Source organism: Bryobacter aggregatus MPL3 (assembly GCF_000702445.1).
Classification (GTDB): Bacteria; Acidobacteriota; Terriglobia; order Bryobacterales; family Bryobacteraceae; genus Bryobacter; species Bryobacter aggregatus.
In genome coordinates this window covers 1928946-1955078 of record NZ_JNIF01000003.1, presented here as the reverse complement: position 1 = coordinate 1955078, position 26133 = coordinate 1928946, and the positions used below count along the sequence as shown (strand labels likewise).

22 protein-coding genes and 1 pseudogene are annotated in these 26133 nt (G+C 56.7%); 8 read left to right on the top strand and 15 right to left on the bottom strand.

What is annotated here, in order from left to right:
• Positions 1 to 4: 4 nt before the first annotated feature.
• Positions 5 to 217: a hypothetical protein gene (locus M017_RS0109270; RefSeq protein ID WP_031497574.1), complete on the bottom strand. Its 213-nt coding sequence runs from the start codon at positions 215 to 217 to the stop codon at positions 5 to 7.
• A 412-nt stretch (positions 218 to 629) separates the two neighbouring features.
• Positions 630 to 2777, bottom strand: a complete 2148-nt coding sequence (locus M017_RS0109260) for a winged helix-turn-helix domain-containing protein (protein ID WP_031497572.1) — start codon at positions 2775 to 2777, stop codon at positions 630 to 632.
• A 138-nt stretch (positions 2778 to 2915) separates the two neighbouring features.
• Between M017_RS0109260 and M017_RS0109255 the strand changes: the two genes are divergently transcribed.
• From M017_RS0109255 to M017_RS0109245, 3 genes are all read left to right on the top strand, one after another.
• Entirely contained in the window at positions 2916 to 6851 is a 3936-nt protein-coding gene (locus tag M017_RS0109255) for an InlB B-repeat-containing protein (RefSeq protein WP_031497571.1), read from the top strand.
• A 15-nt stretch (positions 6852 to 6866) separates the two neighbouring features.
• Positions 6867 to 7448, top strand: a complete 582-nt coding sequence (locus M017_RS0109250; RefSeq protein WP_031497569.1) for a PEP-CTERM sorting domain-containing protein — start codon at positions 6867 to 6869, stop codon at positions 7446 to 7448.
• A 99-nt stretch (positions 7449 to 7547) separates the two neighbouring features.
• Positions 7548 to 7904 (top strand): integrase core domain-containing protein, encoded by a 357-nt coding sequence (locus M017_RS0109245; RefSeq protein WP_031497567.1) that lies wholly within the window; start codon positions 7548 to 7550, stop codon positions 7902 to 7904.
• A 74-nt stretch (positions 7905 to 7978) separates the two neighbouring features.
• Here M017_RS0109245 and M017_RS0109240 read toward each other — a convergent pair whose 3' ends face one another.
• The 9 genes from M017_RS0109240 to M017_RS0109195 form a co-directional block, all read right to left on the bottom strand.
• Entirely contained in the window at positions 7979 to 8956 is a 978-nt protein-coding gene (locus M017_RS0109240) for a hypothetical protein (RefSeq protein WP_155121325.1), read from the bottom strand.
• A gap of 89 nt (positions 8957 to 9045) precedes the next feature.
• The gene (locus M017_RS0109235) at positions 9046 to 9849 is read right to left on the bottom strand and encodes a hypothetical protein (protein ID WP_155121324.1); all 804 of its coding nucleotides are present in this window, start codon (positions 9847 to 9849) and stop codon (positions 9046 to 9048) included.
• Between the two features lie 233 nt (positions 9850 to 10082).
• A complete protein-coding gene (locus M017_RS0109230; protein WP_031497563.1) occupies positions 10083 to 10607 on the bottom strand; it encodes a hypothetical protein in 525 nt (174 codons plus the stop codon).
• 220 nt (positions 10608 to 10827) lie between these two features.
• On the bottom strand, positions 10828 to 11190 hold the full coding sequence (locus tag M017_RS0109225; RefSeq protein WP_031497561.1) for an IS66 family transposase: 363 nt from the start codon (positions 11188 to 11190) through the stop codon (positions 10828 to 10830).
• Positions 11191 to 11255: 65 nt separating this feature from the next.
• Positions 11256 to 11615: an IS66 family insertion sequence element accessory protein TnpB gene (tnpB, locus tag M017_RS0109220; RefSeq protein ID WP_031497560.1), complete on the bottom strand. Its 360-nt coding sequence runs from the start codon at positions 11613 to 11615 to the stop codon at positions 11256 to 11258.
• A gap of 3 nt (positions 11616 to 11618) precedes the next feature.
• Entirely contained in the window at positions 11619 to 11921 is a 303-nt protein-coding gene (gene tnpA / locus M017_RS0109215) for an IS66 family insertion sequence element accessory protein TnpA (protein WP_031497558.1), read from the bottom strand.
• A 200-nt stretch (positions 11922 to 12121) separates the two neighbouring features.
• Positions 12122 to 12541, bottom strand: coding sequence for a hypothetical protein (locus tag M017_RS29670; RefSeq protein ID WP_031497556.1), 420 nt, complete (start codon positions 12539 to 12541; stop codon positions 12122 to 12124).
• 12 nt (positions 12542 to 12553) lie between these two features.
• Positions 12554 to 14620 (bottom strand): RHS repeat domain-containing protein, encoded by a 2067-nt coding sequence (locus M017_RS0109205; protein WP_155121323.1) that lies wholly within the window; start codon positions 14618 to 14620, stop codon positions 12554 to 12556.
• A 1187-nt stretch (positions 14621 to 15807) separates the two neighbouring features.
• Positions 15808 to 16083, bottom strand: a complete 276-nt coding sequence (locus tag M017_RS0109195; RefSeq protein ID WP_031497552.1) for a hypothetical protein — start codon at positions 16081 to 16083, stop codon at positions 15808 to 15810.
• A gap of 104 nt (positions 16084 to 16187) precedes the next feature.
• Here M017_RS0109195 and M017_RS0109190 point away from each other — a divergent pair, with 104 nt between their 5' ends.
• Positions 16188 to 17309: an IS630 family transposase gene (locus tag M017_RS0109190; RefSeq protein ID WP_051669437.1), complete on the top strand. Its 1122-nt coding sequence runs from the start codon at positions 16188 to 16190 to the stop codon at positions 17307 to 17309.
• A 21-nt stretch (positions 17310 to 17330) separates the two neighbouring features.
• On the opposite strand, the pseudogene M017_RS28605 reads toward M017_RS0109190, so the two are convergent.
• Both M017_RS28605 and M017_RS0109180 read right to left on the bottom strand, forming a co-directional pair.
• Positions 17331 to 18105 (bottom strand): annotated as a pseudogene (locus M017_RS28605) (IS5 family transposase).
• Between the two features lie 563 nt (positions 18106 to 18668).
• Positions 18669 to 19616, bottom strand: coding sequence for a Vgb family protein (locus M017_RS0109180; protein WP_031497549.1), 948 nt, complete (start codon positions 19614 to 19616; stop codon positions 18669 to 18671).
• Between the two features lie 58 nt (positions 19617 to 19674).
• On the opposite strand from M017_RS0109180, the gene M017_RS0109175 reads away from it, so the two are divergent.
• Positions 19675 to 21516 carry a hypothetical protein gene (locus M017_RS0109175; protein WP_155121322.1) on the top strand — a complete coding sequence of 614 codons (1842 nt, stop codon included), beginning with the start codon at positions 19675 to 19677 and terminating at the stop codon, positions 21514 to 21516.
• Between the two features lie 62 nt (positions 21517 to 21578).
• Here the strand turns inward: M017_RS0109175 and M017_RS30415 are convergent, their stop codons facing one another.
• Both M017_RS30415 and M017_RS0109165 read right to left on the bottom strand, forming a co-directional pair.
• The gene (locus M017_RS30415) at positions 21579 to 21713 is read right to left on the bottom strand and encodes a hypothetical protein (RefSeq protein WP_272945386.1); all 135 of its coding nucleotides are present in this window, start codon (positions 21711 to 21713) and stop codon (positions 21579 to 21581) included.
• Between the two features lie 128 nt (positions 21714 to 21841).
• Positions 21842 to 23470 carry an ABC transporter ATP-binding protein gene (locus M017_RS0109165; RefSeq protein WP_031497545.1) on the bottom strand — a complete coding sequence of 543 codons (1629 nt, stop codon included), beginning with the start codon at positions 23468 to 23470 and terminating at the stop codon, positions 21842 to 21844.
• Between the two features lie 306 nt (positions 23471 to 23776).
• On the opposite strand from M017_RS0109165, the gene M017_RS0109155 reads away from it, so the two are divergent.
• Genes M017_RS0109155 through M017_RS0109145 form a run of 3 tightly spaced genes read left to right on the top strand, consistent with a single transcriptional unit; the run spans position 23777 to position 26119 of the window.
• Positions 23777 to 24916: a mandelate racemase/muconate lactonizing enzyme family protein gene (locus tag M017_RS0109155; protein WP_202901631.1), complete on the top strand. Its 1140-nt coding sequence runs from the start codon at positions 23777 to 23779 to the stop codon at positions 24914 to 24916.
• Positions 24917 to 24918: 2 nt separating this feature from the next.
• Positions 24919 to 25938: a S66 peptidase family protein gene (locus tag M017_RS0109150; protein WP_031497540.1), complete on the top strand. Its 1020-nt coding sequence runs from the start codon at positions 24919 to 24921 to the stop codon at positions 25936 to 25938.
• Positions 25931 to 26119 (top strand): zf-HC2 domain-containing protein, encoded by a 189-nt coding sequence (locus tag M017_RS0109145; protein WP_031497538.1) that lies wholly within the window; start codon positions 25931 to 25933, stop codon positions 26117 to 26119. The genes M017_RS0109150 and M017_RS0109145 overlap by 8 nt, the downstream gene beginning before the upstream one ends.
• Positions 26120 to 26133 lie beyond the last annotated feature (14 nt).

The following is a 26133-nucleotide window of genomic DNA, read 5'->3' as shown; positions in this document are numbered from 1 at the left end:
TAGGTCAAGAGCAGATACTTCCTGGAAGGAGATCGAAGAAGCCAAAGACCCCATCAGCGGTAGTCTTCAGCGACCATTGATCCTCCGGGGTTGCCACGGCAATCAGCGTGATCCAGCGGCAGCCAAGATTGCGAGCCTGCAAGGGCAACCGCCCGGCCACACTCTCTAGCGTGAAAGGCTTTGTCGACTCCATCATCCGATAGACAGGGGACACCATGAGGATCCGAAAGCGCGAATCGATCGTCAGGCCCGTATGATCGTGCGTGCCCCAGGAATATGGAGCGTGAGTTGGTATTCTCCGCAAGACAGAGAATCACCACTGCGGAACTTCTCCGCTTCACCCAGGGTGCCGTCGGGCCTCACCCGAGCAGGTTTCGAATCCTCCGGCCCAAGGTCTGGAGTGACTTTCCCATAGAAATCCACAGCGACTTCGAGTGATCCGGGGATACCTCGGGCGTCCCTTGAGCCCATACAGACAGGCCAAAGCTAAAAACAAGCAACAATCGCAACATCGAGACTCTCCGTATCTATGCAATCGAGCGGAACAAGCCACCTCGCACTCGTAGCGCCGCTCGTTCTTAATTTAATTTCGATCCTTTTGCATCGGTCTTGCTCTAAATCTTCCGCAGCTACCGGCGAGTGGGTACTGTGCGTTCGAGATCGGCGAACCAGTTTGATATGAGCTCGACATGGCTGCGGGATTCCTGGGGACCCGATCGGAGGGTATAAAGCTTGCCGTCTTTTGTCAGGTCGTAGCTGCGGGTCCAGATATCCGGTTGGATGTGGGACACGCCTTGGTATTTGTGGATCGCTGGGCCGAGAGGCTTTCCATTTTGGATCGGGACTTCGAAGAGTCCGTCTTGGCCAAAGCTCATGAACCAGAGACGATCTCCATTGCCGCTCCAGACGGGGCCACGCCCTGCCAATGGGGAAACCCGAACCCCAGGGCCATCCTGGCCGAAGGGCTTGACGTAGACATAGGTGCCCGACTTGGTTTCGCTCGCATAAGCGAGCCAGCGGCCATCGAAAGAGACTTTGGCATCTATGTCCCATCCCTCGGTCTGCACCAGTGTTTTGACCTCCCGGCTATCCAGCGATAACTGGTGCAGGTCGCTCTTGGTTACCAAGTGGACACCTTCCGCATAGAGGATGGCATTCGGTCTTGCGATCCAGTCCGTCGGGAATTGCCCATAGGTCGAACGCGCAGACAGGCGTTCAACTTTCGAGGGGTCACTCACATTGACGCGATGCAGGTTCACAAACTCCGCTTCGCCCTCGAGAAGCCCAACCGCAAGCCACTCCCCATCAGGACTCCAGACGAGGCGCGGCGAGGGCAGTATGGTCTCGGCACAAGTCCGCCAGATCTTTGTCTGCATGTCGTAGATCCAGACGGTCCACTTGACTCCGGAATCTTTCCGCACCACAGCCAGCATCTTCTCGTCCGGTGAGACACGCACCTGCTCATACTCTCCGGTGGGCAGGTCGATTGGGGTCGATGTCCCACGTTCGTCCGAGATGGTGATCTGGCGCTGATCCAGAGGGGGCTGGGGCAGATAGATGAGGGTTCCGGTTTCAGAGACATCGGCTGCGGCACCGCGCCATCCGTCGGAGCGTACGCGGTCGATCACCTTCAGCGGAGTGCCGAGCAACTGCTTCTGGTCCACGTCCCAACCGGTGGCGAAGAGAGCATTTGCCCAGTAGTACAGAAAGTGGCCACTTGTCAGAATTTGTCCGCCCATTCCTGGCCGAATCAGTTCGCTCTCCGCTCCGTCTGCCGCGCGCAACAGAACACTACGATTCTGGGGGGAGAGCGCCCGGCTGAGTAACATGGCGCCATCCGTGCCCAAAATCTGCTGAACCAAGGGGAACTCCAGACGCCCCATATTTTGCTTACCGTTCACCACCTTGAGCGGCGTTCCGCCGGTGGCAGGCACACGATAGATTGCGGGCTGCGCACCATCGCCCTCGTCATCGGAGTAGTAGAGGTCGCCGCCCGTGCTCCAGGCAGCAGCTCGAACTTCGCCGATGTGGTTGAATTTAACGATCTGCTTGAGGATGTCGCCGGACTGAACATAAATTCCGTCCTGCTTGAAGACGGCAAGGGCCGATCCGTCTGGGGAGTACTCGAGGTTGATGACACGGTCGCTTCCATCCAGCTCGATCGATTCGTCACGATTTAATTGACGCTGGTAGACCTTCCCGCCGGAGGCATAGGCTAAGCGGTCTCCCTTCGGGGAGATGCGGATGGTCCAGGGAATATGGCCAACCGGGAGCAGAATGGTGGAGCGCAGGCTGGCGGAGGGGGATTCTCGCGCCCCGAAAGTTCGGGCTGGAGCTCCACTGCGCCACCACCAGAGGCCGGTTGCAGCCAGAGCGAGGGCAGCTACCAGAGCAGTCCAGCGCTTCCAGTGGGCGGGATGGACGCTTGGGGCAACCTCTTCGATGCCCTCGTCGATCCGTTCGCAGGGAGCCACAAACCGGTAACCGCTGCGAGGGACAGTTTCGACGAAACGGGGGTTTCGGGCCGAATCGTCGAGGAGCCTTCGGATCCGATTGATGGCGGTGTTGAGCCCGAAGTCAAACTCCACATGGGTGCCCTCAGGCCAGATACGAGCCCGCATTTGTTCGCGCGTGACGATCTCGCCTGGGCTGTCCAGCAGCATCGCCAGCAACAAGGCGGACTGCTGCGGGAGTTTCAATAGATAACCGCTCTTCCGCAGTTCGAGTTTGGCGAAGTGGAAGGTATATGGGCCAAACCGAATGGCAGCGGGCGGCATCTTCCACAGTTTATAACATCTCTTAACTTACCTAGAATGAATGGATTATGACGTTATAGAGAAATTGGATGCTCGTTATGTGCTTGTGAGATTGCCTGCTGGAGGCTTGCTGCTATGTTGCAGCCTGAGCCAACAACGATGTCACGAATTTTCCTGCGCGTCCTTCTTCCTTTCAGCCTCGGCCTCCTTTCGCTGCAAGCTCAAGACCCTTACGACTGCGGCAGCCTGAACCAACGCGCTTGTACCACCAGCGATTTTGAGCGGACGAACATGGCCATTGGCCAGAGCCGCAAATGCGAACTGGACCTGAAGGAAGTAGATGGTTATTGCCGGAACGATAAGCGCGATACAACCTTCGTGCGCAACTCGACCTGGACAGGTTGGGCCTCCGAGAATCAGCTCCTGAGCATTTCGAAAGACACCCCGATCAACTTCATTACCTGGCCGGCAACGCACAATGCCTTTGCGAATACGATTCAGGGTTTTAACTCGGACAAGTACACCAATCAAGCGCTTTCGATCACCGATCAGTTGAACCGTGGCTCGCGGCATCTCGAACTGGATCCGAAGATCTTCAACCAGTTCCTCGGCAACTTTCCTCTCGCAGACCCCGCGCTGCGGGTTTGTCACAGCAAATACACGGCCCTCTGCTATTTGCCTTTTTATGGCAACCGTCTGTTCGGATTCGTTCTTAAGGAGGTCGCGGACTGGGTCGATGCGAATCCCGGGCAAGTGGTCTATCTCAAGATCGATAACATGGCAGACTCCGGAGACATGGCGGCGATTGAGACCGATGTCCAACGCTATCTAGGGAATCGTGTGGTTCCTGCTCCCAATGCGTTCGTCCGCTGGCCCACCATCCAGGAGATTCGAAATGCGGGCAAATCGATCATGGTGGTGCATCACAATGCCAGCAACAATACCTCCGTTTCGAGCCGGATCTGGAACGCAACCGGACTCGTGCAGACAAGTAATCGTCCCGCGGACCAGAATTTTGATACCTGCACTGCAAACGATGGCTATAACCCAAACACCCGCTCCCAGCAAGCACCAACCACTTGGTGGGACACCGCTGAGGGCCGGGCCAAGACAAATTCCGGAGACAGTGCAACAGGGCTGTTTTGGGAATCCGAGGTGGAAAAGGCAGCGAACTGCGGCGTGTCCGTGATTGGCTTGGACTTCTTCTGGGCACTCGACAGTGATCTCAACATCAGTCCTCGAAGCGGGGCGGACAACCGCCTCAAGGAGACCATCTGGAGTTGGAGTGAGAATGATTTCGGTCGCAATGGCCCGGCCTACCAGGAGCCCACAACGGGCACTTGGGTATCTTTTAACGCAGCCTCCGTTCTCCCCGTAGCCTGCGCCCTGAAGCGGCCCTATGGCAGCCCACTGCAGGACCGGGGGTGGAAGATCACGTCCTCCAGCATCCCGTGGAATCTTGGGGTGGGCAATGCACGCTGCGCCGAGGAGTTTAACAACGGGACCGAGGAGTATGGATTCGCCTATCCGGCAAATGGCTGGCAGAACCGCAAACTGCGCGAGGTGGCTGCGGGCCGGAAGGTATGGCTTGCCTATTCTGTGCTGCCCATCGCGAACGGATCTTATAGCACCAGCAAGCTGGTGTATCGAATGAATCCAGGAGGGCAGCTCCCTGCCGCTCAGACGCTTCGGATCGGGGCCGCGCCCGGCACCACGATCGAGGCAAAGACCGTTGGCAATGTCCCGATCGTTTACAGCATCCCGAGTTCCCCGTTTGCCACGGGAGAGTTTGCTCTGGACATCGCAATTGGCGCTAGCGCCGCAAACCTGCCTGCCGGAGAGTATGTTGGCAGTCTCGATCTCTCGCTGCGCGCTCCCTTTGCCGCAAATCCTGAGATCTTTTCGTTGGCGCTCCGGCTGGTCATCCGCCGGCAGACGACACTGCATGCGTTTCCGAGTGTCTCCACCGCCGTGCAAGGACAGCCCATCGAGTTGAATGCCCAGATCCTGAATGGTGTGAATCCAACGGGTTCCATCAAGTTCTATCGGATCTTCAATGCGAATGGCATTTCGACGGGACAGGAGACCGTTGCCTTTAGCGAAGTGGTGGCCGTCTCCAATGCGGTGAAGCCAACGGTGTCCAATCTTCCTCTTGGTCTGAATACTTATCTTGCCGCCTATACCGGGGATGGATCGAATCTCGAAAGCGAATCGGACCCCTTCACGGTGAATGTGACCACTCGCATTGTCGCAACGCCTCCAGCACTCACCATCAATACCGTCCCCAACACGCCACAGCCGAACCAGGTGATCACATTCACCGGGCTCGGAGCCTCGCCAGTGGTTGAGAATCCAAGTTGTTCCAGTTGGCTCCGCGCCGACCTGGTTGGATCGAGCCTCACGGTTGGCTTACGTCCTGGCGCGGTGACCTTCGCGCAGGGAACTTATGTGTGCACGCTTACGGTGAAGGATGCACTCTCGGCACAAGGTGGCGGGCAGACGAATATTGTCGTCACCTTCAACATGCAGACGCCTCTCAGCGCGACACCTGGCAGCATATCCCTCTATGGGGCCACCCCAAGCGCAACAAACGTCACTGTCACGGCGGGAGGCAATGCAAACATTGCGCTAACATCGATCACTTCTCCGCAGCCTTGGATCTTGGGCGAAGCATTGGAGAGCATGACGACACCGTCGACGGTCGCAATCTACATCGACCCCGCAAAGCTACCTATCGGCATCAGCACAGGCCAGCTTGTGATCACCTCGCAACTAGCGCCGACGCTGACCATTCCTGTCACCTTCAATAAGGTGAATCCCAGCGTGGTGACCAGTGTGCCTGTCGGCCGGTTGGTGAGTGTAGACGGAGCTATCTATACAACGCCTGCCAACTTCATTTGGCAGCCGGGATCCACTCATACGATCTCGGCCCTGTCACCGCAACTTGACGGGGGTAGCCGCTTCAAGCTGAGTGGCTGGAAGAATGGCAATACACCGGCACCGAGCCAGCCATTCTCCTACACAGCTGTTGCCGAGGGCACAGTCTTGATGGCGAGCTTTGATACCGACTATCTGCTCAGTACAGACGTTGCACCGTCCAATTCCGGAACTCTTGTGCGGAACCCCAGTTCTGCCGATTCGTACTACGCACCAGGAGCGCTCGTCCAACTTGTTGCGACCCCGGCGGCAAATTACACCTTCTCCGGCTTCCTCGGGGACCTGACGGGAACCAATCCGACGGGCACGGTCAGCATGAATGGGCCGCGGAGCGTCGCTGCCACATTCAGCCAGATTCAACCCATTTCGGTGACAATCACTTCGGCGACACCGGGCGCGCAAGTGTCGGTCAATGGCACAAGCTATCCTCTGCCTGCCAGCTTGTTATGGACACCAGGAACGGCTTATCAGCTGTCGGCAGCAGCGATTGTCAACGGCGGAAGCGGCACGCAGTATGTTTATGCCAGTTGGTCCAACAGCGGCGCACAACACCAGACGATTACGGCCCCTGGCACGCCCTTAAATCTTGTCATCAGCTATCAGCGTCAGTTCCTGCTGTCCGCATCGGCTTCTCCGCAACTCGGAGGAAGCCTCAACGGCGGCGGCTGGTACAACGAGGGGGCGATGGCGACCTTGAGTGTATCGGCTTCAAACGGCTATTCCTTCTCGGGCTTCTCCGGGGACCTGAGCGGAACTGCCACTCCGGCGAGTGTCCTGATGAGTGCGCCTCGAACTGCCGTCGCAAACTTTGCGGTGAGCGGGACTCCCACGCTTTCGGCGACCACCGGCGGTGCGCGGATCGACGGGCCAAATGCGAATCAGCGAGTGGTACCGATCCAGCTTTCCAATACCGGGAGCGGGGTGGCGCTCCATCCGCGGATTACAGGCATTACGGGGATAACAACTGTCACTGGCACAGGAACGGTCACGCTACTCTCTCTGACCCCGGTCCTGTTTGATGATCTGATTCCGGGAGCTCTTGGGATCCAACCCCTGCTCTTCGATTGGCCGGCCACAGCGCAGCGTGTGCGGATCACGGTTAACTATTCCAGCGACAACGGAGTCCCCGGCGCTACAACACTCACGATCATTCGGTAACTCAAGAAAGCTTTTATGAAGATCATCCAGAAACTCTCGCTTCTCTTCCTGATGAGTACTGCTGTCCACGCAGCGATTCTCCTCCAAATCTCACCCAGCCCTGTGTTGGGTGGGAGCGCGGGTACGACCGTAGGCTGGGGCTTCTCCCTTACTTCCGATCCGCAGTTCTATATTTCGGTCATCGGATCGGAACTGCTGCAAGAGACGAATCCAACGCTTGGGTCCTACGTCGATTGGATTGGGGTACAAGGCGGACCCGTAAACTTCTCGCTTGCTCCCAACACGGCCCCCTGGATACAGGACTTTGATTTCTCACTCGGTACTGGGATTGGTGCTTATACCTTCGATCCAGCAGCGCCGGCTAGCGCGACTAACTCGGGCCAGATTCGCATTCTGTTTGAGTATTATTCTGACGATCCGCTGAGCTGTGGAAGTTGCTTTGTCGGGTCCGCTTCGGCGACGGCAGCATTTCAACTTGTCGTAACCGATCCGCCACAGGTGCCGGAACCAAGTACGGTTGTACTTTCAGCGTTAGGCTTGGGTGTTGGATTCGCGCTGAGAAGAACAGGACTACATCGTTCTACCCTGCTATTTTGAAGTGACTTCTTTGCTTCCTTTCGATACATCTCTGATTGCATCGTATCCGTCAGACGAGCCCATCTTTCTTCCTGCTTCGCGTCGTGATTGTCTGAAGGAATGAAGCGTGGGCAGGTAGGATATGCGGGCTTGGGTGGCGCGGAAGTACCGAGACAGTATCCCTTCGAGATCTATCTGGCGATTAACCAGATCCGCCACAAGAGAACGCAGATCGCTTCCCCTCAATCCAACGGCTTCTGTGAGCGCTTCCATCGCACGATCAAGGAGGAGTTTTACAGCATCAAGTTCCGGCAAAAGATCTATCAGTCTGTGGCTGAATTACAAGATGATCTGGACGCCTATCTGAGCTTCTACAATCGCCAGCGACCCCATCACGGATATCGGACTCAAGGCCGAACGCCATACCAGGCTTTCCTCGATGGGAAAATCGCCCAGGCGCAACCTATGGCAGCATGAAGTAACCGAATCTCACCCGAGGCCCGCAAGCCCTCGTGTCCGGAGATCCTCAGCTAAATACACGTAATGTATTATTATTTACGAGCTGCTGCCACTATCTCTAAAGCAGAAGCCACTTCCTTCTCCAGGGGGGCATTCGCGACCGATTTCATCGTCGCGACTGCTGAGGTGACACAGGAAGTAACAATCGTCTGGACTTCAATACATTTTTGGAGCTGTGCTCGTGCCCGTAGCAGGAAAGGACTGACTGCTGGTATTCGCCCGGACTCTGCGAGTGCTTTCAACCCAATTAGATAATCAGTGATTATCTCTTTCATGCTCGCCTCAGGAGCAAAGCGAGGACCGATGACGAGCGAGGATCTCCAAATCTCCCTCATCTTCATAACTGGAACCAATTGCTGTGCCACTTCCAATGGCAATGGGCTAGCTGTGGCTAGGGGCTCGCCGCCGACGAAGTACGCAGTGGTGAAGCCCGGGAGAAACTTCGCCTCGAGTGTAAAGTCACCCTCCGTCATCCCTGGTCCAATTGCGACCGAACCCACTTTTTCTTTATCAGATCCCCAATAAGCGCCATCACTTGCCGGTGCCATCGGGTGTGCTGCTTGTTCCATTGCCGCATCCCTTAACCGAATTTTCCCCCACGTCAAGTGAGATGGCTCTATGAGCTGATCAGGCTTTGGAATCAATAGAATCCATGTGTTAATTGATTGGCGGGCGTATGCCCCGTTCGTAACGGAATAGGAATATTGATAAACATGATCAGCCTTGGGGTTGATGCGCGATATCACCGTGGGTTCTACTTGATTTTGCAAGCGCCAACGAATAATCGACCTCGGTCCCGACGGAAAAGAAGAGTCCTCGGGGATAGTGATTACCACTTCCGCCGTGTTGGGATCTCTAAACACATACTTTTCAGAAAGGGCTCCCGAAACAATCCCATTTGGGGGCCAGAGAGGTAGTTTACTGAATGCGGAGGAGTCAGACTGAGCTAAGACCTCAGTCGCCGCACACGCGATAGCCACGAACACTGAAACTGGATACAGAAGGCTCAAGTCAAATCTCCTAAAACAATAGCGAACTAAAATTGAAAGTGAGGGCATCCTCTCGGCCTCACTTTCTCTTAATATTGTCTGTGAGTGTACTATTGTAAGCTCAGACGAATTGCATTTGCGATCTCACTCTCGAATCCGGATGCAGCAGAATCAAGAAAAGAGAGCTGCAATGAAGACGGTTCTGGAGCGGACATATATGATGTCAGCGCGGCCAACGCACCGACGATAAAGGAAGACCGTCCATTACCGGGACCGACAGCAGCTAGTAGGCTGAGCTGTTTGTGAAAATCAAATGCAATTAGGGACTTTGGGTCGTCAACGCGGAACTTCGGACCGATAGTCATTACTTGCGAGCTATTCCACGTCGGGCTCATGACTACGGCCATTTGACGCTGCACATCGATCGGCAGCCGTTTGGCGATGTCCTTATTATATTCGCGTTCGACCACTACATAGCTGACCGTCCCATTCTCCGGATTCGTCGCGGAGAGGAGACGGCTCTGGGTCGTGGTGTCGTAGGTAAAGCTACGCGTCTGCGTGACCCCGTCGCGCGGCATGCTGACGCCGATCAGCTTCTCGGTGATGTTGTAGCTATAAGTGGTCGTGTAGGTGCCGCTCCCCGGACGCGGCTCGGTCACCTGTGTCATCCGGCCCACGGCATCCATCTCATACTTTTTCCACTTCCCGCTCGGCGACGTCACCTTCACCGTGTTTCCTTCGTAGAGATAAGTCGTTGTGCCAGAGCTGCTCGGCTGCACGACACTCAAGGTTCGCCCCAGACCATCGTAAGTATAAGTGGTCCAGTAGGCGGTGCCGCCTGGCGCATAGGGTAGTGAACTACGCTTCAGCTTGCCCATTGGGGAGCAGGCACAAGAGTCACCACGGCCTGCCACGCTTATCCTCGCGCCGCTGCGGGCGCAGCACCGGCTCCACGACTTCCCATTGGTCGTCCCTTAAGTCCCATCGTCCGCGCAGACACTTCCGCGCCAATCACCAGAGCGCTCCCAGAATCCCATTCCGCTCTTTATGGGTTTATGAGACCGCTTCTAACGGCTTAAGCGACTCGACGACACCCACCGAAACGCATTGATGATAAGCGAGTTAGCAGGAACATCGCTGGGGCGAGTTAGGCTGTCCCGGTTCCATACTGAACATAAATCTTGTGTTTCTTCAATTGAAAGAGGAACTCACTCTGTCCTACGTGATAGTTCGTATGTGCCATTGTGGTACCTTCGCTACCCACAACCAGGACCTCGCGCAGTACTGGATCATAACTCGCCGCTGCGCCTTCCCAAGCAATCCTCCGCTTCTTCAGACCGAACCAGAACGTCTGGACCAAGCCCTCGGGAGTGACGAAGATTTCTCCAGGCTCCATCAATATGCATGCCAGTCCCAGGAACGCAACAAGCAGCGAAACGCCAATATTGAATGGCGTCGTGGCCGTCTCGTCCATCTTATAGCCTATAAACATGCCGAACAACCCGCCAAAACGAAGAGTCATTCTTGTTCCAAATCCAGCTGGAAATCGGAACCCCGAGGCAGTTCGTTTCGCGCGTTGGAATGCGGCCTCCACCGCGCCCAGTCGGACCGCCAGTATTGCCATTGCGATTGCGATGGAGCTGCCCACGCTCTCCGAATTCTGTACGTTCATTTAAGGTCCTCCTTCTTCCTGCTGTTCTGGTTTGCTTCTCGATGCCGATTCCCTGCATCAACCGCAGCGCCTACGGATGCGTTGGCGACTTCTCGCTGCGTGGCTAGCTGGGCTTGTCTCGCTGGCAGGCTTGGCGAGGCTTTTACACCCCGGGCCAATTTTGCTTCTCCAACAGAAACGGCTTTGCCTGCCGTCGTAATCGCCTTGACAGAAGAGTTCACTAAAGTATTACCGACACCAGCGGTACCACCACCAATAAGGGCGGCCGCCCCGAGAGCTGGAAGTGACTCAGTCGCCTTCTTGAAATCGCCGCCTGAGACCGTGGCTTCTCGACAGGCATCTCGGATGGCATGGCCTCTCGTATAGACTCTGCCAGAACCTCGTCCTGGCTTACGCCGGGCTCGCCTTCAAGCAACAGCAACTGCGCATCGTTCAGCTTCTCGCTGGAGGGGCCGTACTTGAGGATGCGCGCCAGTCGCAGCTTCTCTTCGAGTTGCTCAATCTTCAGTTCCGCCCACCGCAGACGCCTACGGAGTTCGAGAACTTCCTGACTTTCCACCGCTCCTGTCGCTAACTGAGACATGTGCTCTTGTGTAAGTAACAGAATACTGCGAAGCGTTCCTTCTTGTCCTCCTTTTATCCTGTGATTTAAGCGACAAGTGGCTTTGATAACCAGCCTCGGCGAGACTTGGATCGGGTGAGGTCGATACCGTTCAGCAACATCGTCAGTTGTTCCTGGCGCATCGTGACACTGGCTCCTGCGGAGGCCTCTGGCCAGTGGAAACGTCCCTTCTCCAGGCGCTTGGCGCACACCCAGAGTCCGCTCCCATCCCAGAACAGAATCTTGAGCCGGGTTCGCATCTTGTTGGCGAATAGAAACACATGTCCGCTCAATGGATCACGATCCAACTCGTCCCGCACCAGACCATGGAGCCCCTCGAAACCTTTGCGCATGTCGGTTGCTCCGGTCGCAACATAGACCTTCGTTGCAGGTCCCAAGCCGAACACGGATCAGCACCGTTCCAGAAGCGCCAGCAGACGTTCGAGGCCAGCTTCGTCAAAGTTCGCGCCGATCTCCAATCGGCGACCCTTCGCCAATACCAGGACGAAATCGCTTGCGGCTGCCTTGTCCTCGGAGATCACTTGCACCGCGACCAGTTCTTGCTTCGGCTTAGCGCGATCGCGCCGCAGATAGTAGTCGAGGATCGTCAGCGGTATCCCATGTTCCCGGCAAAACTCCGCTCGGGACTGGCCACTGTCTCGGTACTTCCGCGCCACGCCCAAACCCGCATATCCTAACTGCCCACTCTTCATTCCTCCAGACAATCACGACGCGAAGCAGGAAGAAAGATGGGTTCGTCTGACGGATACATTCAAACGACTTCCAGAAACTGTCGCCGGCATGCACCTCCTCGCATTCGCTCGCCTTTTCCTCAGGCGCGCTATCCCTGCATTGAGTCAAAGTTAATTACAGGCTCTAGTGGTGGAGCGTTCATCGTCCCCCCGTCCCCAGACTACCGTGGGCTATCCTTCGGTGTCGTCCGATCAAGAAACTCCTTCAGCTGTTCGAAACGAGACTCAGGGAGCAGTATTCTTCCATTCTCAAGGCACACCCAGTCTGGGCCGACTGCTGCGGCATACTTTGGAATCCTAAGGTCTGAGAATTCTATCGTCGGCCCTTGATCATAGGGCAAAAAAATCTCATCGTAAAGCAACTCGCCCTTCCAGTTAAAAATTTGACAGCGGTTCTTACCGGTCGCGGATGCGACGTTGCACTTTTGCCAAACTCCCCCTTTAGCAAGTTGCACAAGCACAGCGTCAGTCGGCACATTTTGGGGACGCCGATATTCCAGAAACATAGGCTGGTCGAACCAAGAGCACCCGGTGGATTGAAGCACCAGCAGGGCTAAAATAACAAGAAGAGCGCATCTCATTGGCTGGATCTCCTAGCAACCAGGCTGGCCCGCAAAACAAATTTTGCTCTTGACGTCCGGAGTCGGGTTCTTGCTGGGTTTCCTGGTGGTTTTCTCGCCGCCCGCGTAGGACGAATCCGCTATCTCGGATAACATTCCAATGATCCAGTTGGGGGGGATGTTGGCATTTGAAGAATGTCCGTGATCAACTCCGGCAGTCCGCAACCCCATCAGACAGAAGTCACGACAATCATGGAAACCAACCGCGTAAAATGGGGAACTCCCTTTTAGTTGTCTTTGCCGGGCGGTGTCCAGGTAGGCATCCAGTGCGACCGTCTCCCATTCGGCTGTTTTGAAATGTGCGAACGAAATTGAGTCTTTCGGTTGCCCTTCATCCCTCGATATTTCGTCGAGTAGCCCTTCGAATGAACCCTTGGTTGGAGTACCATCGGCCCCGAACAAGAGCTTGGCCTGCAACGGACGGATCGTATACTGGCCCGGGAAAAATGGCTTTCCACCTCCGCGTGGACCGAACTCCCCGAAAGTCGCTGTCCCGTCCCTGTGAACGGAGATGATCCCGCTATGTCCGAAGCCTCCGGCAAGCTTACTAAAGTTCACTGCAATTGCGTCTCGCCCGTCCGGGTCCGTAAAGGCCAGAGGATTGTTTACGCCGTAAACGTACATGTTCCATCGCTGAGGATTGATGACTCGTAAGATGTTGACATTGATTGGATCCGGACTCGTAAACCGTCCCTGCCCAGAACTCAGATACCGCGCACCAAAGTAATCCAGCCCCGTCTCGGCATCTCGTTCTTTGCCGGTAAACTTCTGCTTCGGACCCAGCCCTCCATACCCGCTCACCAGGTGGCGATCATTGTACGTCGCGTTCCCTTCCACCTCCTCTCCGAACGGCCAGTAGTCATAGCGCGCCACAACAGCCCGGCTCGCATTCGTCGTCATCCGCGTCGAACCCAGTGCATCCACCGTCAGATACTGCAGCCCTGCCGCTCCATCGCTTGCTCCATACTCCGCAGCAAGCTCTCCACCAGCCCCATATACATAGTAGGTCGTCCCACTCGTGTGCGTCTTCTTCACCCGCTTGCCTTCGCCGTCGTAGGTATAAACAGCTCCACCCGCGCTCGTCAGCCGGCCTTCGACGTCATAGCTCAGGCCTCCACTCACCTGCGGGTGCGTCGTCATGTGGCCGGCATTGTCGTAGCCCACCGCACCAGTTCCGGCTCCCACCTTTGCCAGCAGCAGCCGGTTGTTCGATGCGTTGATCCAGTTCTGCGCCGACACCGCCCAGTCACTTTGCGTCACACCCACCGGCACGCTCCAACGGTTGCCGTAGCGGTCATACCCGTTCGTCTGCCCCCAGCTTCCTCCGCCATCCTTGGTCTCTGTGAAGCTCGTCAGCCGGTTGCGCGTGTCATATCCATAAGCAGCCGATACCTTTAACTGCCCACCGCCCGTCTTCTTCATCCACTGCCGGCTGTCCATCACGTTGCCGTTGTTAGTCGATGTTCCATAGCCCCATTCGAGACACAGTTCATCATTCGCATTGACATCACAACTCCACTCGCCCGCAGCAGTTCCGGCTCGTAACCGCGTCATCTGCAAACGATCGTTGTAGCTCATCCGCTCCAACAATCCATTGCCATAGCTCAACTCCTCGACGCCTCCATGCGGCGCGTAGGAGTTTACTTTCAAATACGCATCCGCGGCATCCACCGTCGCAGCTCCCGTGCAATCCTGGGCCGTCTTCACGCTACTGCCCCAACGGAAGCGCATCCGCGCATCCAGGCATTCCACCACCACTCGCCCACTCGGATAGCGGGTCTGCTTCACTGCATCGCTGGCCCAATATTCGTACTCGAGATACGGTACAGTTCCGGCTAGCCCTTCCGTAGTCTGCGTCCGGCGAACCAGACGGCCCACCAGATCGTGGGTCATATCGGTGCGGCTATCCACTGTACCCACTGCAGTCAACATTCCACGCTCCACAACCACATCGCTACCGGAACAGCTCACCCAGGGGCTCCCCCCACTACTCCGGCTCACCGTCTGCCCGTCATAGCAATACACCACTCGCTCAGTCACCGACGCCCCACCAGCTACCTTGTAGCTCTTTAAGGTCGGACGGCCCAGCGCATCGACTCCGCTGCCATCGCAACGATCGGCGCCATTTAAGATACCGAAAAGGACTGTGGCTGTTGGTCACATCATGGCCGCAGATCAGGGACTCTGCCGCCGGTAGGCAAGGCGGGCGAACCGGAACACGAGCACTCGCCTGCAATGCAAGAACGGTCATCAGTATCAGCCACTGCGTTATGCGGATTATGCTCGCCTGTTACATTGCGCGACTACCTGCCCGTGATAGGAATCGTCCCGGGAATCTGTGGCACAAACTCCTCAAGGGTGGCCAGAAGCGCATCGCGTCGCTCCGAAGTTGTAGCCACCTCAATCGCACAAGGGTATTCGGGGGTGGCGTAGAGCACCAAACACTGGTTCTGACTGCCAGACGCCGGTCTAAACTCGATTGCAGCCGCCGAATCGAGAGGGCCTTGCACGGTCAGGCCCCTGCCTCGATCCTCTGGATCAAAGAAGTATCGAACCGATCTTTGTCCTAGCCAGACTCCCGCTTGTCCAGCCTCCCTCCAGCTTGCCAATAGATCCTCGTCTTCCCAACCAGCCTTACCCTCAGGCCTGGTCCACCGCTGGGCTGGATCAAAATCTGTTGCGGTCAACAAAAGCGCCTCAGTCCGATCCGGAAGGTCAAAAGCAGCGCCGGTCAGACGTATTGTCGCATCGCTCGATGAAAGCACGACATCCAAGAAGAAACCTCGAACATCTCCCATCTGCAGTACGGCACGTCTTAGGAAATCGACAAGATCTCTGGCTTTCATTTTGTTGCGCCTCATGGTTGCTTGAGTTTATCGGGATCATTGAAATGTACGGTTTCATGCTTGGGCCTATTCGTTGACTTCGGAACGTCGACACGAGCAATACCGTCCGGGTTAAGCCGGAGTCGCGTCCCGTCGGCGGCTACTCGATGCCCGCTCTTCGGATCAACTACAGTCTTCTGTCCCTTGGTCAGTTCTCCGAACTTGTCTGTGGCAGCCTTGTGCCCACCTGCCAAATCCGTGTTGGTCTTCCTTTGCCTTCTCTCGGGTTGCTGCCAACAAGTGGTTCACTGCCACCAGGTGCATCATCCGAGGCCTACATGAAATCGGCCGCAGCAGTACCAAACTGCGCCGCTCCCGACAGGCAAAGGGCGCCGCCACCGGTTACTGCCTCAATTCTTCGTCCGACTCATGCCTGAAACTTCCCCAATCAATGAGCGCGTACCATTTCCCTCTGACCATGTCGAAGTGAATCACGCCTTCAAAGAGTAAATTATCATCGTCGCGCTTGTCCGTCCCGTCAAAGTCGTAAAATGCGACTCGCTTACCTTCCACAAGCTTCAGGCCTGTGCGTTCAATATCCCTGACTGTTCCTACGCTCTCAAGGTAGTGCGGTTCTCCTTCACCAAGCCCTGGATATAGATATATTCTGTTTGTCATGGCTGACCTGACTTTGCGGGATTCGGGTTGACTTTCATAATTTCGCTAGTGTCCTGAGTCCTAAGTGGCTGGCATAATATAACCGCTTGTTCTATGGTTGAAGCATGGAAGCGAAGCGAGGACGACCCAAGAAGCAGGAGTTGGTGGTAACCGAGCAGCAACGGGAAGAGTTGGAACGGTTGGTGCGGCAGCCAAGAAAGTCCCGAGCAACAGCGTTTCGGGCACGAATCATCCTGGAATGCGACGGCGGATTGAGTAACGCCGCAGTTGCGGCGAAGCTGAGGACAACTGGGTTTACTGTTGGATTCTGGCGTAATCGTTTCATTGTGGGCGGGATCTCAACTTTGGGAGATGAGCCTCGGCCCGGGGCGCCACGAGAAATCGGCGACGACAAGATTGAGCAGGTCGTCCGGCTCACACTGGAGAAGGCCCCCAAGGGAGCAACCCATTGGTCCAGCCGAATGCTGGCGACGAGAACAGGACTGAGTCAATCCACCATCAGCCGCATCTGGCGTGCCTTTGGTCTGAAGCCACATCGAAGCGAAACCTTCCAGTTGTCGAACGATCCGTTGCTGGTTGACAAAGTGCGGGACATTATTGGGCTCTATCTGTCGCCCCCGCATCATGCGTTGGTGCTGTGCGTGGATGAGAAAAGTCAGATCCAGGCGCTAAGCCGGAACCAACCCGTGTTGCCGCTACGAAGCGGTCAACTTGAGCGCCGCACGCACGACTATCAACGACATGGAGTGACCAGTCTGTTTGCGGCTCTGGATATCGCCACCGGCCGGGTATTGGGCAAATGCTATCGCCGTCATCGCTCTGTAGAGTTCCTCGATTTCTTGAAAAAAATCGATGCGGCCGCCCCTGCCGACCTGGATGTCCATCTGGTGCTGGATAACTACGGAACGCACAAGACCGCCAAGGTTCGACAGTGGCTCCAAAAGAGGCCCCGGTATCATCTGCACTTTACTCCCACACATGCCTCTTGGTTGAACCAAGTCGAACGCTGGTTTGCGTTGTTGACACAACGGCAAATCAAGCGTGGCTCTCATCGAAGCGTCTCGGAACTAGAGGACGCTATTCGGAAGTTCATTGCCGTGCACAACGAGCAACCCAAACCATTCCTCTGGACCAAATCTGCCTCTCAAATTCTTGAGTCCATCGCCCGCTTTGCTTCAACCACCCTTGCCGCCCATCAACCGAACACTTCTGCTAGAAATCAATGACTCAGGAGACTAGAAGCGGTCTCATAAATATCTGCGTAAGAGTTGCAAGCAACCGAGGCGAACAAATCCGAGGAAGTTTTCGACGTGGTACTCCCAATGAGTGACCAGACGACGAAAGTGATGAAGTCATGTGAAGAGCCGTTCGACGCGCCAGCGGCGGCGGTAACGGCGCAATGGTCGTCCATCCTGAGTCTTGCCCCGGTTGCGCCGGTTCGGCGCGATCATTTCGATGCCGTACTCTTGGGCAAGCTTTTCGTCGAGCTTGTCCGAGTCGTAAGCTTTGTCTCCGATGAGCCGCCTGGGCAGTTCATCGAGGAAGCTTCCGGCCGGAACGTCTTCCACAAGCTGACACTCGGCCGGCGAAGCGCTGTCGACAGCAACGGGGAGAGGAAGACTGTCACCAGTGGCGAGAGCGATGATCTTCGTGCCCTTGCCGCGACGGGTGGGGCCAACGGCGAGGCCCCTTTTTTGCGCTCGCGAATGTGGCATCAACAAACGCTTCTTCCAGATTCAACTGGCCTCGCTCATGTAAGTAGCGGGCCAACACTCTCAGCGTCTCTTCCAGCTTTCCGCTTCGCACCCATTGTTGAAAACGTCGGTGACAGGTCTGGTACGGCGGATATCTTTCCGGCAGTTCACGCCACTGCGCCCCACTCCCTAAAACCCACAGCACCCCGTTCCATACGCATCGAGTATCGTGCCACGGCCTGCCACGCTGATCCGCCCGGCGCTGCGGACGCAACACCGGCTCCACGACTTCCCATTGGTCGTCCTTTAAGTCCCATCGTCCACGCATACTCTTCCGCGCAATTCACCAGAGCTCTTTCAAATTCCCATATTCCGCTCTCTATGGGTTTATGAGTCCGCTTCTAGCCCAAACAGCAGCAGGATTGTTTTGCGGAGCGGACGATCGCCGAGCTCATAAACACGAGATAAATCGACTGAAAGAATGCTCTCCGATTGCCTTGCTCGCCGAGTCTAGCCGAATAAGCTCCAGGCCTTCGAGAGCGTCTTCATGAGGAAGGCGTACCTTCGCCACACTACAACCGCAACCCAGTCACCGATTTTCTAAAATATTTTCTGCTGATTCCAAAAGACTTAACCCGCACAATCCTCAAAACCCATACACAGCTCATGCATACTCAATCCAGGCCGGTATTACCAACGTCGGCCCAGTTCTTCGACAACTGAATCATCCAACAGACTACAGCCGCCCGGCGGCAGTCCATCCGATCCACAAAGGGCGAAAACCAGCCGAAAGCATCAAAACAAAGGAACGAACCTACCGAGGCCTTATCTCTATTGCTTTCAATCGGATGGCCTGCCGGTTTCAGCCCCCAAAATGCCGCAAACCGTGTATTACTGCACCCACGCCATCCCATCCGGACCCGCTCCCGGCCGGAATCGCTTCGTTACTTCCAGCGTCTTCAGATCCAGCACCGCAATCTCGTTCTCACCGGTCACAGCAATGTACGCCCGCGCCCCACCGGGCTCCAACAGAATCCCTTCCGGCGACTTCCCGATTGCCATCCGCTTGATCACTTTGTGTGTGGCTGCATCGACAACAAGCAGCTCATTTCCGGAAAGATCCGAGATCAGCGCCAGTTTCCCATCCAGCGTCAACTTGATCCGGTTGGAGCGCTTCGTCCCCACATCAAAAACCTCCGTCACCCGCTTTGTCGCCAGATCTACGATCGACACCCCACCATCCCGCGAGTGCGCCGTCCAAACCGAGCGTCCATCGGGACTCACATCCAACCCCTCTGGTCCCTTCCCCACAGGCACCACCGTCTGATTCCAGTTCGCGCCTTCTAACGTGAAAATGGACAAGCTATCCCCACCCATATTCGAAGTAATCATCTTTGTCCGGTCCTGGTTGAACATCACCATATGTGTCTGGTTCTGGCCCGTACCCACAATCGAATCCACGCGATTGGTTGCCGGGTCATAGCGGCCCACCACTTTGTTGGCTTCTGCAGTGAACCAGATCTTGCCGTCCGCCACAGCAATGCCGTGCGGCTTTGAGAGCGGAAGAAGTTCCACCCGTTGCGCCTCCGTCAGTTTTCCCAGATCGATAACAGAAAGTGAATGCCCTGGCGTCTTCGAGCCATAGTTCGTCACAAAAGCAAACTTGCCGTCCGCAGAGACCACAACCTCATGCGGACTCTCCCCAGTCTGGACAGGACGGCTCACCTTGCCGGTCTTCACGTCCACCACAACGAGCGTGGCATCTTCCTTATTGAGCACCACCAGGCTCTGGGCGCCAACAACTCCCACCAGCAGGGACAACAAACAGAGTATTCGCATGCAGTCATCATACGCCGCTTGCGCAATGCCACAGAGGCGCTAAGATCAGGGCGTGGGCTTGATCAAATTCGTACTTCTCACCCTTCTGGCCTTGGCCACCCTCTCCGCACAGACAGCGCCCCCCTGGGACAACTCAGGAAACAATCAACTGCAGGGAAGCTACTACTTTCGCCAAGTCATTTGGGTTATGACCTCGGAGAATGGCAGCGTCGGGCAAGCCATCGCTGTCTACGGCAACATCGTCTTTGATGGCAATGGCAAATACACGCTCAGCGGTGCACAGATCAATGACAGCGGAGACACCGCGGTACGAAACCTTAGCGGCTCTGGCACCTATTCCATTTCCGCGAGCGGCTTCGGTTTCATCAGTCCGCTCTTCACCAATGCGGGCACCATCTATGGACTCGTCTCACGCGGCATTTTCGTCGGAAGCAGTACGGAGTCCCAATACAACGATCTTTTCATCGCCGCAAAACTAGCCTCGCCCCTGCCGACCCTCTCCTCCTTCAAGGGCAACTACACGATGTTGTCCGTTGATACCCCCACAGGCAATGTTTACGATGTCCGCGATAGTGCCTTCCAGCTCAACCCGGACGGCAATGGCAACATCGGTAGCGTCAATGCCAGCGGTCTCATTGCAGCCAATGGCTCGCGTGTTGTCAACCAAAGCCTCACTGGCGTCCAATACCGTTTCAGCAACGGGGGCATCAACTTGAGCCTCGGCGGCTCCCTGTCCAACACCAACCTCATCGCCGGGACCAAGTATCTTTACCTGTCCGAGAATGGCGACTTCGTCTTCGGCGGCTCACCCACCGCCTGGGACATGATTGTGGGCGTCCGCACTGGAACCAACTCGCCGAACTTCAATGGTCTTTACTACCAGGCAGGACTCGACCAGGACAACACCCAGTTGCTCACCAATGGCTATGCCGACATCTACTCGTTCTATGGCTCACTCAAGGCAAGTTCTGGCGTCCTGCTCAACCACCAACGCCTGATTTCGGGCTACGATCTGGTGCCTTACGAATACACCGATTCCGGCACCTTCACCATCAAGCCGGATGGTACCTATGAGGACCCCGCCAATCGTTATTTCTTTAGCCCTGGCGCGGCTGTTCGCATCGGTCTTGGCATCGGTTCCTCGCTCGGCGTCAATGTTGCCGTGCAGGCTCCCAGCTTCACTCCGTCCGGGGTCTTCATCGATCCAACAGGCATTCTGAATGCAGCCAGTTCTGCGCTCTTCACTGCTGGCGTTGCCCCCGGTGAATTGCTTTCGATCTACGGTTCCGGCCTGGCATCTGTTCCCGTCGCCGACAGCAGCTTTCCCTTTGAACTCGGGGGCGTCAAGGTCTTGATCAACGACCGGCCTGCTCCCATCTATGCCGTCAGCCCCACGCAGATCTCCGCAGTTGTTCCCTTTGGCACCAGTGAGAACATTGCGGCGATTCAAGTCGTCAATCAAGGAGTTGCTTCGAACAAAGTCACTTCCTACGTCAACCGCACTGCGCCGGGAGTCTTCACCCAGCCCCCAGGCGGCATCGGCACCGCAGCAGCGCTCCATCCGGACTACTCGCTGATCACCACTGATAAGCCTGCGCTCATCGGCGAAGCGATTGCGATCTATGTCACAGGTCTCGGGACGATGAGTCCGGCCGTTGGCGATGGGCAACCTGGTCCGGTCAACCCGCTCAGCGTAGCGACGAATCCGATCTCCGTTAGGATCGGCGGCCTCCCGGCCACCATCACCTTCGTTGGCTTGGCGCCGCAACTGGTCGGCTTAAACCAGATCAATGTCATCATCCCCGCCGGTGTGACGGCCGGCAACGCCCGGCTTGAGATCAGCGGCCCGGACTTTATCGGTGCCGGTGCAGTGCTGCCGGTTGGCGCGGCGCAGCCATAGACACCAATCCACCAGCAGCAATGCGGCCTCACGGACATTCGTGGGGCCTTTCTATTTCCTGGTCAGGATCCGGTCAGATTCGCCACAGTAAAACGGATTCGATCCCCGCTCACATCCCGCATTTCCCACAGATCAGGGCTCGCCACTTGCCGGCAGGCATCGCGTTCGAGCGCCACATCGATCTCCACGCCAATCACACCCTCGATGTTTGTCCCGTTTCCGGCACATACGAATGGACGACTCCAGCCACCACGGTACTGACTTCACCCCATGGACATGAGGATGTCCCGCGTGGATTCTGCTATCGAGAATCGCGATCAGCGGCCTAATCCAGCTCCAGCACCGTATCTGCAATCTCGCGCAACTTCGTCCGGTGCGTGATCAAAATGAGCGTCGCATTGGGCAGATGGCGGCGAAGCCCGTCGGTCACCAGCCGCTCACTCGCCTCGTCTAGCGCAGCGGTCGGCTCATCAAGCACCAGCACCCGCGGCTTGCGCAGCAGTGCCCGCGCGATTGCCAAGCGTTGCCGTTGTCCGGCACTAATTGCAAGACCCCGTTCGCCCACAGTGGCATGCAGATCCCGAAAGATCTCTCCAAGGCCCACGCTATCGAGTGCCGCACGCAGCTCTGCATCGCTCGCTTTCTCATCGCCATAACGGAGGTTTTCCCCAATGCTCGCCGGGAAGAGCCAGGGCGATTGTTCCACAACGCAAACGGCACGGCGCAGCTCTTTGATGTCGATCGTCTTCAAGTCCTGTCCATCGAGCAGAACCGATCCCTCCATCGGATCGTAGAAGCGCAGCAGCAGATCGGCCAGCGTGCTCTTCCCTCGGCCGCTCGGGCCCAGCACCAGACCAATCTGACCTGCGCCCACATGCCAATTCACATGCTCCAGCACCGCACGTGCGTCCTTGTACCGGAAGCCCACATCGCGCAACTCAATCTCCCCACGCACCCCTCCCAGCAATCGGCCATTCACCGGAGGAAGCACCTCGGGCGCAATCGAGAACAATGCCTCAACTCGCTCAAGCGATACCTGCGCTGTCACCAGATTCGTGTACATGCCCATCAGGCTCTGCACCGGAGTGAGCAAGCGCATGTGATACGCCAGAAAGGCCAGCAGCGTGCCCACCGTCATGGTGCCTGCAATCACTTCCGAGCCGCCCACCCAGAACACCGCAGCCGTCGCGAGCGCAAGCAACATGGACGGCAAACCAGCGCCACTATAAGAGATAAGCTGCATCTTCAGCAGTGCTGCGACATAACCCTGATTTTGATTAGAAAACTGTGCACCCTCGCGCCCCGTCGCATCGAACGCCGTCACCACCCGATGGCCCAGCAGCGTGTTCAACAAGAAGCTCCCCATCTCCGCCGACTTCTCGCGCACCTCTCGCACTCGCTCCACCAGCAGCCCACGGAACCACCAGGCAACGCCCACAGCCAGCGGAAGCACCGCAACGCCCACCAGAAAAAGCCGCGGGTTCATCCCCCAGAGAATCACAATGCTGCCAATCAAAAAGCCAATGTTGCCCAACACGCTCAGCAAGGCTTCCGCCACCACGCGCTGCACTTCGCTGATGTCATTATTGAGCCGCGAGAGGATGTCGCCGGTCTTCCACTCCGAGTAGAAACGAGGCGACAACCGGTGCAGATGCCGCAGCAGATCGGCGCGCATCGCAAATAATACCTGGGTCGAGATCTGCGTATACCAGTAACCCACGCCCACATTAATCGCAAAGGCCAGAACACTGGTGAACACCATCACTCCGGACACCTGGATCAGCGCCTGGAAATCCTTCTTCAACAGTGCTTCATCAATGAGCAGTTTCGTCAGATAGGGCTGCACCAGGCTGAGTCCGGTGGACAGAAGACTGATCGTCATGACAAAGCTCAACCCGAGGATGTGTGGTTTGAGATAGGGGAGGCAGAAGGAGAACTTTTTCAGACCCTTCACGCGCCAACCTTGCAATAAAACATATAGCCAGCATCACAATGCACCAGTTCAGCGCGCAAGGCTCGCGCTTGTTCCATCACAATAAATTTTTCTTGCTGCAGCCTCACCCGGCTCACGATATCATGAGCCATTTTGCCGCTGAGCCAGTGCTGGAGCGATTGGTCCTGCTGGCACACAAGCTCCCGCATTGTCGATCAGATATAACATAAAGGCCAAACCCGTATGCAATTCACTCGTAGAAACTTTCTCCAGTCCGCTGTCCTTGCTCTCCCACTTGTAGAAAGGGCGAACGCGGAGTTAAAGCGAATGAAGATCACCCGCATCCGCTACTACGAGTCGCCGATCACGCGTCCGATGGTCAACCAGAGCTTCCATGTCGTCACCATTGAGACAGACGCCGGCATCACAGGCATCGGAGAAGGAGGCTCGCCCGATCTGGTGAAGCAACTGGCTGCACAGTTGATTGGACAGGACCCAACCAAGATCGATCATCTCTGGCAGTTGATGTTCCGCGGCTTGTTCTATCCCGCGGGACGCGAGAAGACGCATTCGATCGGCGCGCTCGACCTGGCGCTCTGGGATCTCCGCGGCAAGGCGCTCGGCGTGCCTGTACATCAGCTCCTCGGCGGGCTCTCCCGCGACTACATCGAATGCTATTGCACCGGTTTTCCGAATCCGAAAAAGCTCTCCACGGCCGAGACCGCGCGCGCTTGCATCGAAGCTGGTTTCCGGGCCTTCCGCACCTCAGTGAGCGACCCGGGCAGCCGTCCTTTCCAGAACCGCGAGATGGTGCTGGCAACCCACCAGCATTGCAAGGAAGTGCGCGAGGGCGTTGGCAAGGCAGGTGACTGGGCCATCGATTTCCACACCCGCCTCGACTTCCCCGATGCCGTGAAGCTGGCCAACCTGATTGAGCCACTGGAGCCTTATTTTGTCGAAGATCTGATTCGCAGCGAGAACAACAATGTGTACCGGCAACTGCGGCCAATGGTGAAGGTGCCCATCGCAGTGGGCGAGCAGCACAGCCATCGTTGGGACATCAATGAACTGATCGAAGGCCGGCTGATTGACTACAACCGCGTGTCTATCCCCAACTGCGGCGGCATCACCGAATATACGAAGCTGGCGGCGATCTGTGAGACGCACTATGTCGGACAGACGCCGCACTTCACAGGCCCCATCGGCGAGGCCGCGCTGGTCCATTGCAACAGCACCTTCTCCGGTCCGGTGCTGATGGAGATGACCGGCGCCTCGATCGATTCGCCGCATCGCAGCTATCTGCCGGAGTGCTACGACTACAAGGCGGGCAAACTCTATGCGAATAGCCGCGTGGGACTGGGCGTGAGCTTTGATGCCACAAAGATTCCGATGTTCTGGGAAGTGACCAAACACGACCAGCCCATCCCGCTGTACCGCAGACCGGATGGCAGCCTGACAAACTGGTAAGCATGAAACGCCGCGCCTTTGTCTCCACAATGCCAGCCGCACTCGCGGCGCAAAGCACTGCATCGCCGGGCCCGTTGAAGCCGAAAGCTTTGCCGCCTGGAGCGACTGTCGGGCTGATTACCCCCAGCACATATGTCGCAGACCCGAATCAATTGCTCACCATGCAGTTGACGGCGCAGATGTTTGGTTGGAAGACAAAGATTGGCAAGCAGGTGGGGCATCGCGAGTCACGCGTGGGTGAGGACATTCCAGCTCGTATTGCCGACCTGCACGCGATGTTTGCAGACCCCGAAGTGGATGGCATCCTCTGCATTCGCGGTGGCTACGGCACCCCGCAGTTGCTGGATGGATTGGACTACGATCTGATCCGCCGCAACCCGAAGATCCTGCTCGGCTACAGCGACATCACCGGGCTGCATCTGGCCATCCATCAGAAGACCGGGCTGGTGACCTTTCATGGCCCCACAGGGCTATCGCCCTTCACTGAGTTTTCGCAGCACTGGTTCAAGCGAGCCACCGATCCTAAGCCTATGGGCTTGTTGACCAATCCGGTGGAGCGCAACGCGTTCCGGCCTGCGCATCCCTTGCGAACCATTCGTGGCGGCAAGGCGCAAGGCCGGCTCATCGGTGGCAATCTCACTTTGGTCAGTTGTCTGATGGGCACGCCTTATGAGCCTGATGTACGCGGCAAGATCTTCTTCCTCGAAGATGTCGGCGAGGAGCCTTACCGGATCGATCGCATGCTGCAACAGCTTGCCCTCGCTGGCAAGTTCGAGCAATGCGCGGGGGTGGTGATCGGAGAATGCGTGGACTGCGGCCCAAAGCAATTTGAGCCGAGCAGCACCTTCAACTACACGCTGGGAGAGGTGCTCGATCGAGTCTTCACAAAGGTGAAGGTGCCGGTGTTTCATGGTTTGCTCTTCGGACACACCGCAGACCAGATCACGCTGCCCTTGGGCGTGATGGCCTCGATCGATGCCGACCGCAAGGAGTTGAAGATCGAGGAGGCCGCCGTTGCCTGAAGAGCAGCACATTCCCTATGAGGCGCTGGGCCGCTATCTGTCCGGCAAGATCGACAGCGACGAGAAGGCAAGCGTCGAACGGCATCTGAAGGATTGCCCCTACTGCCGGCAGGACATCGCCGATGCGTCGAGCTGGAAAGAAACGCTCCCCGCAGAGAAAGCCTGGTGGAAGTTCTGGTAGCTCGTTTCATAATG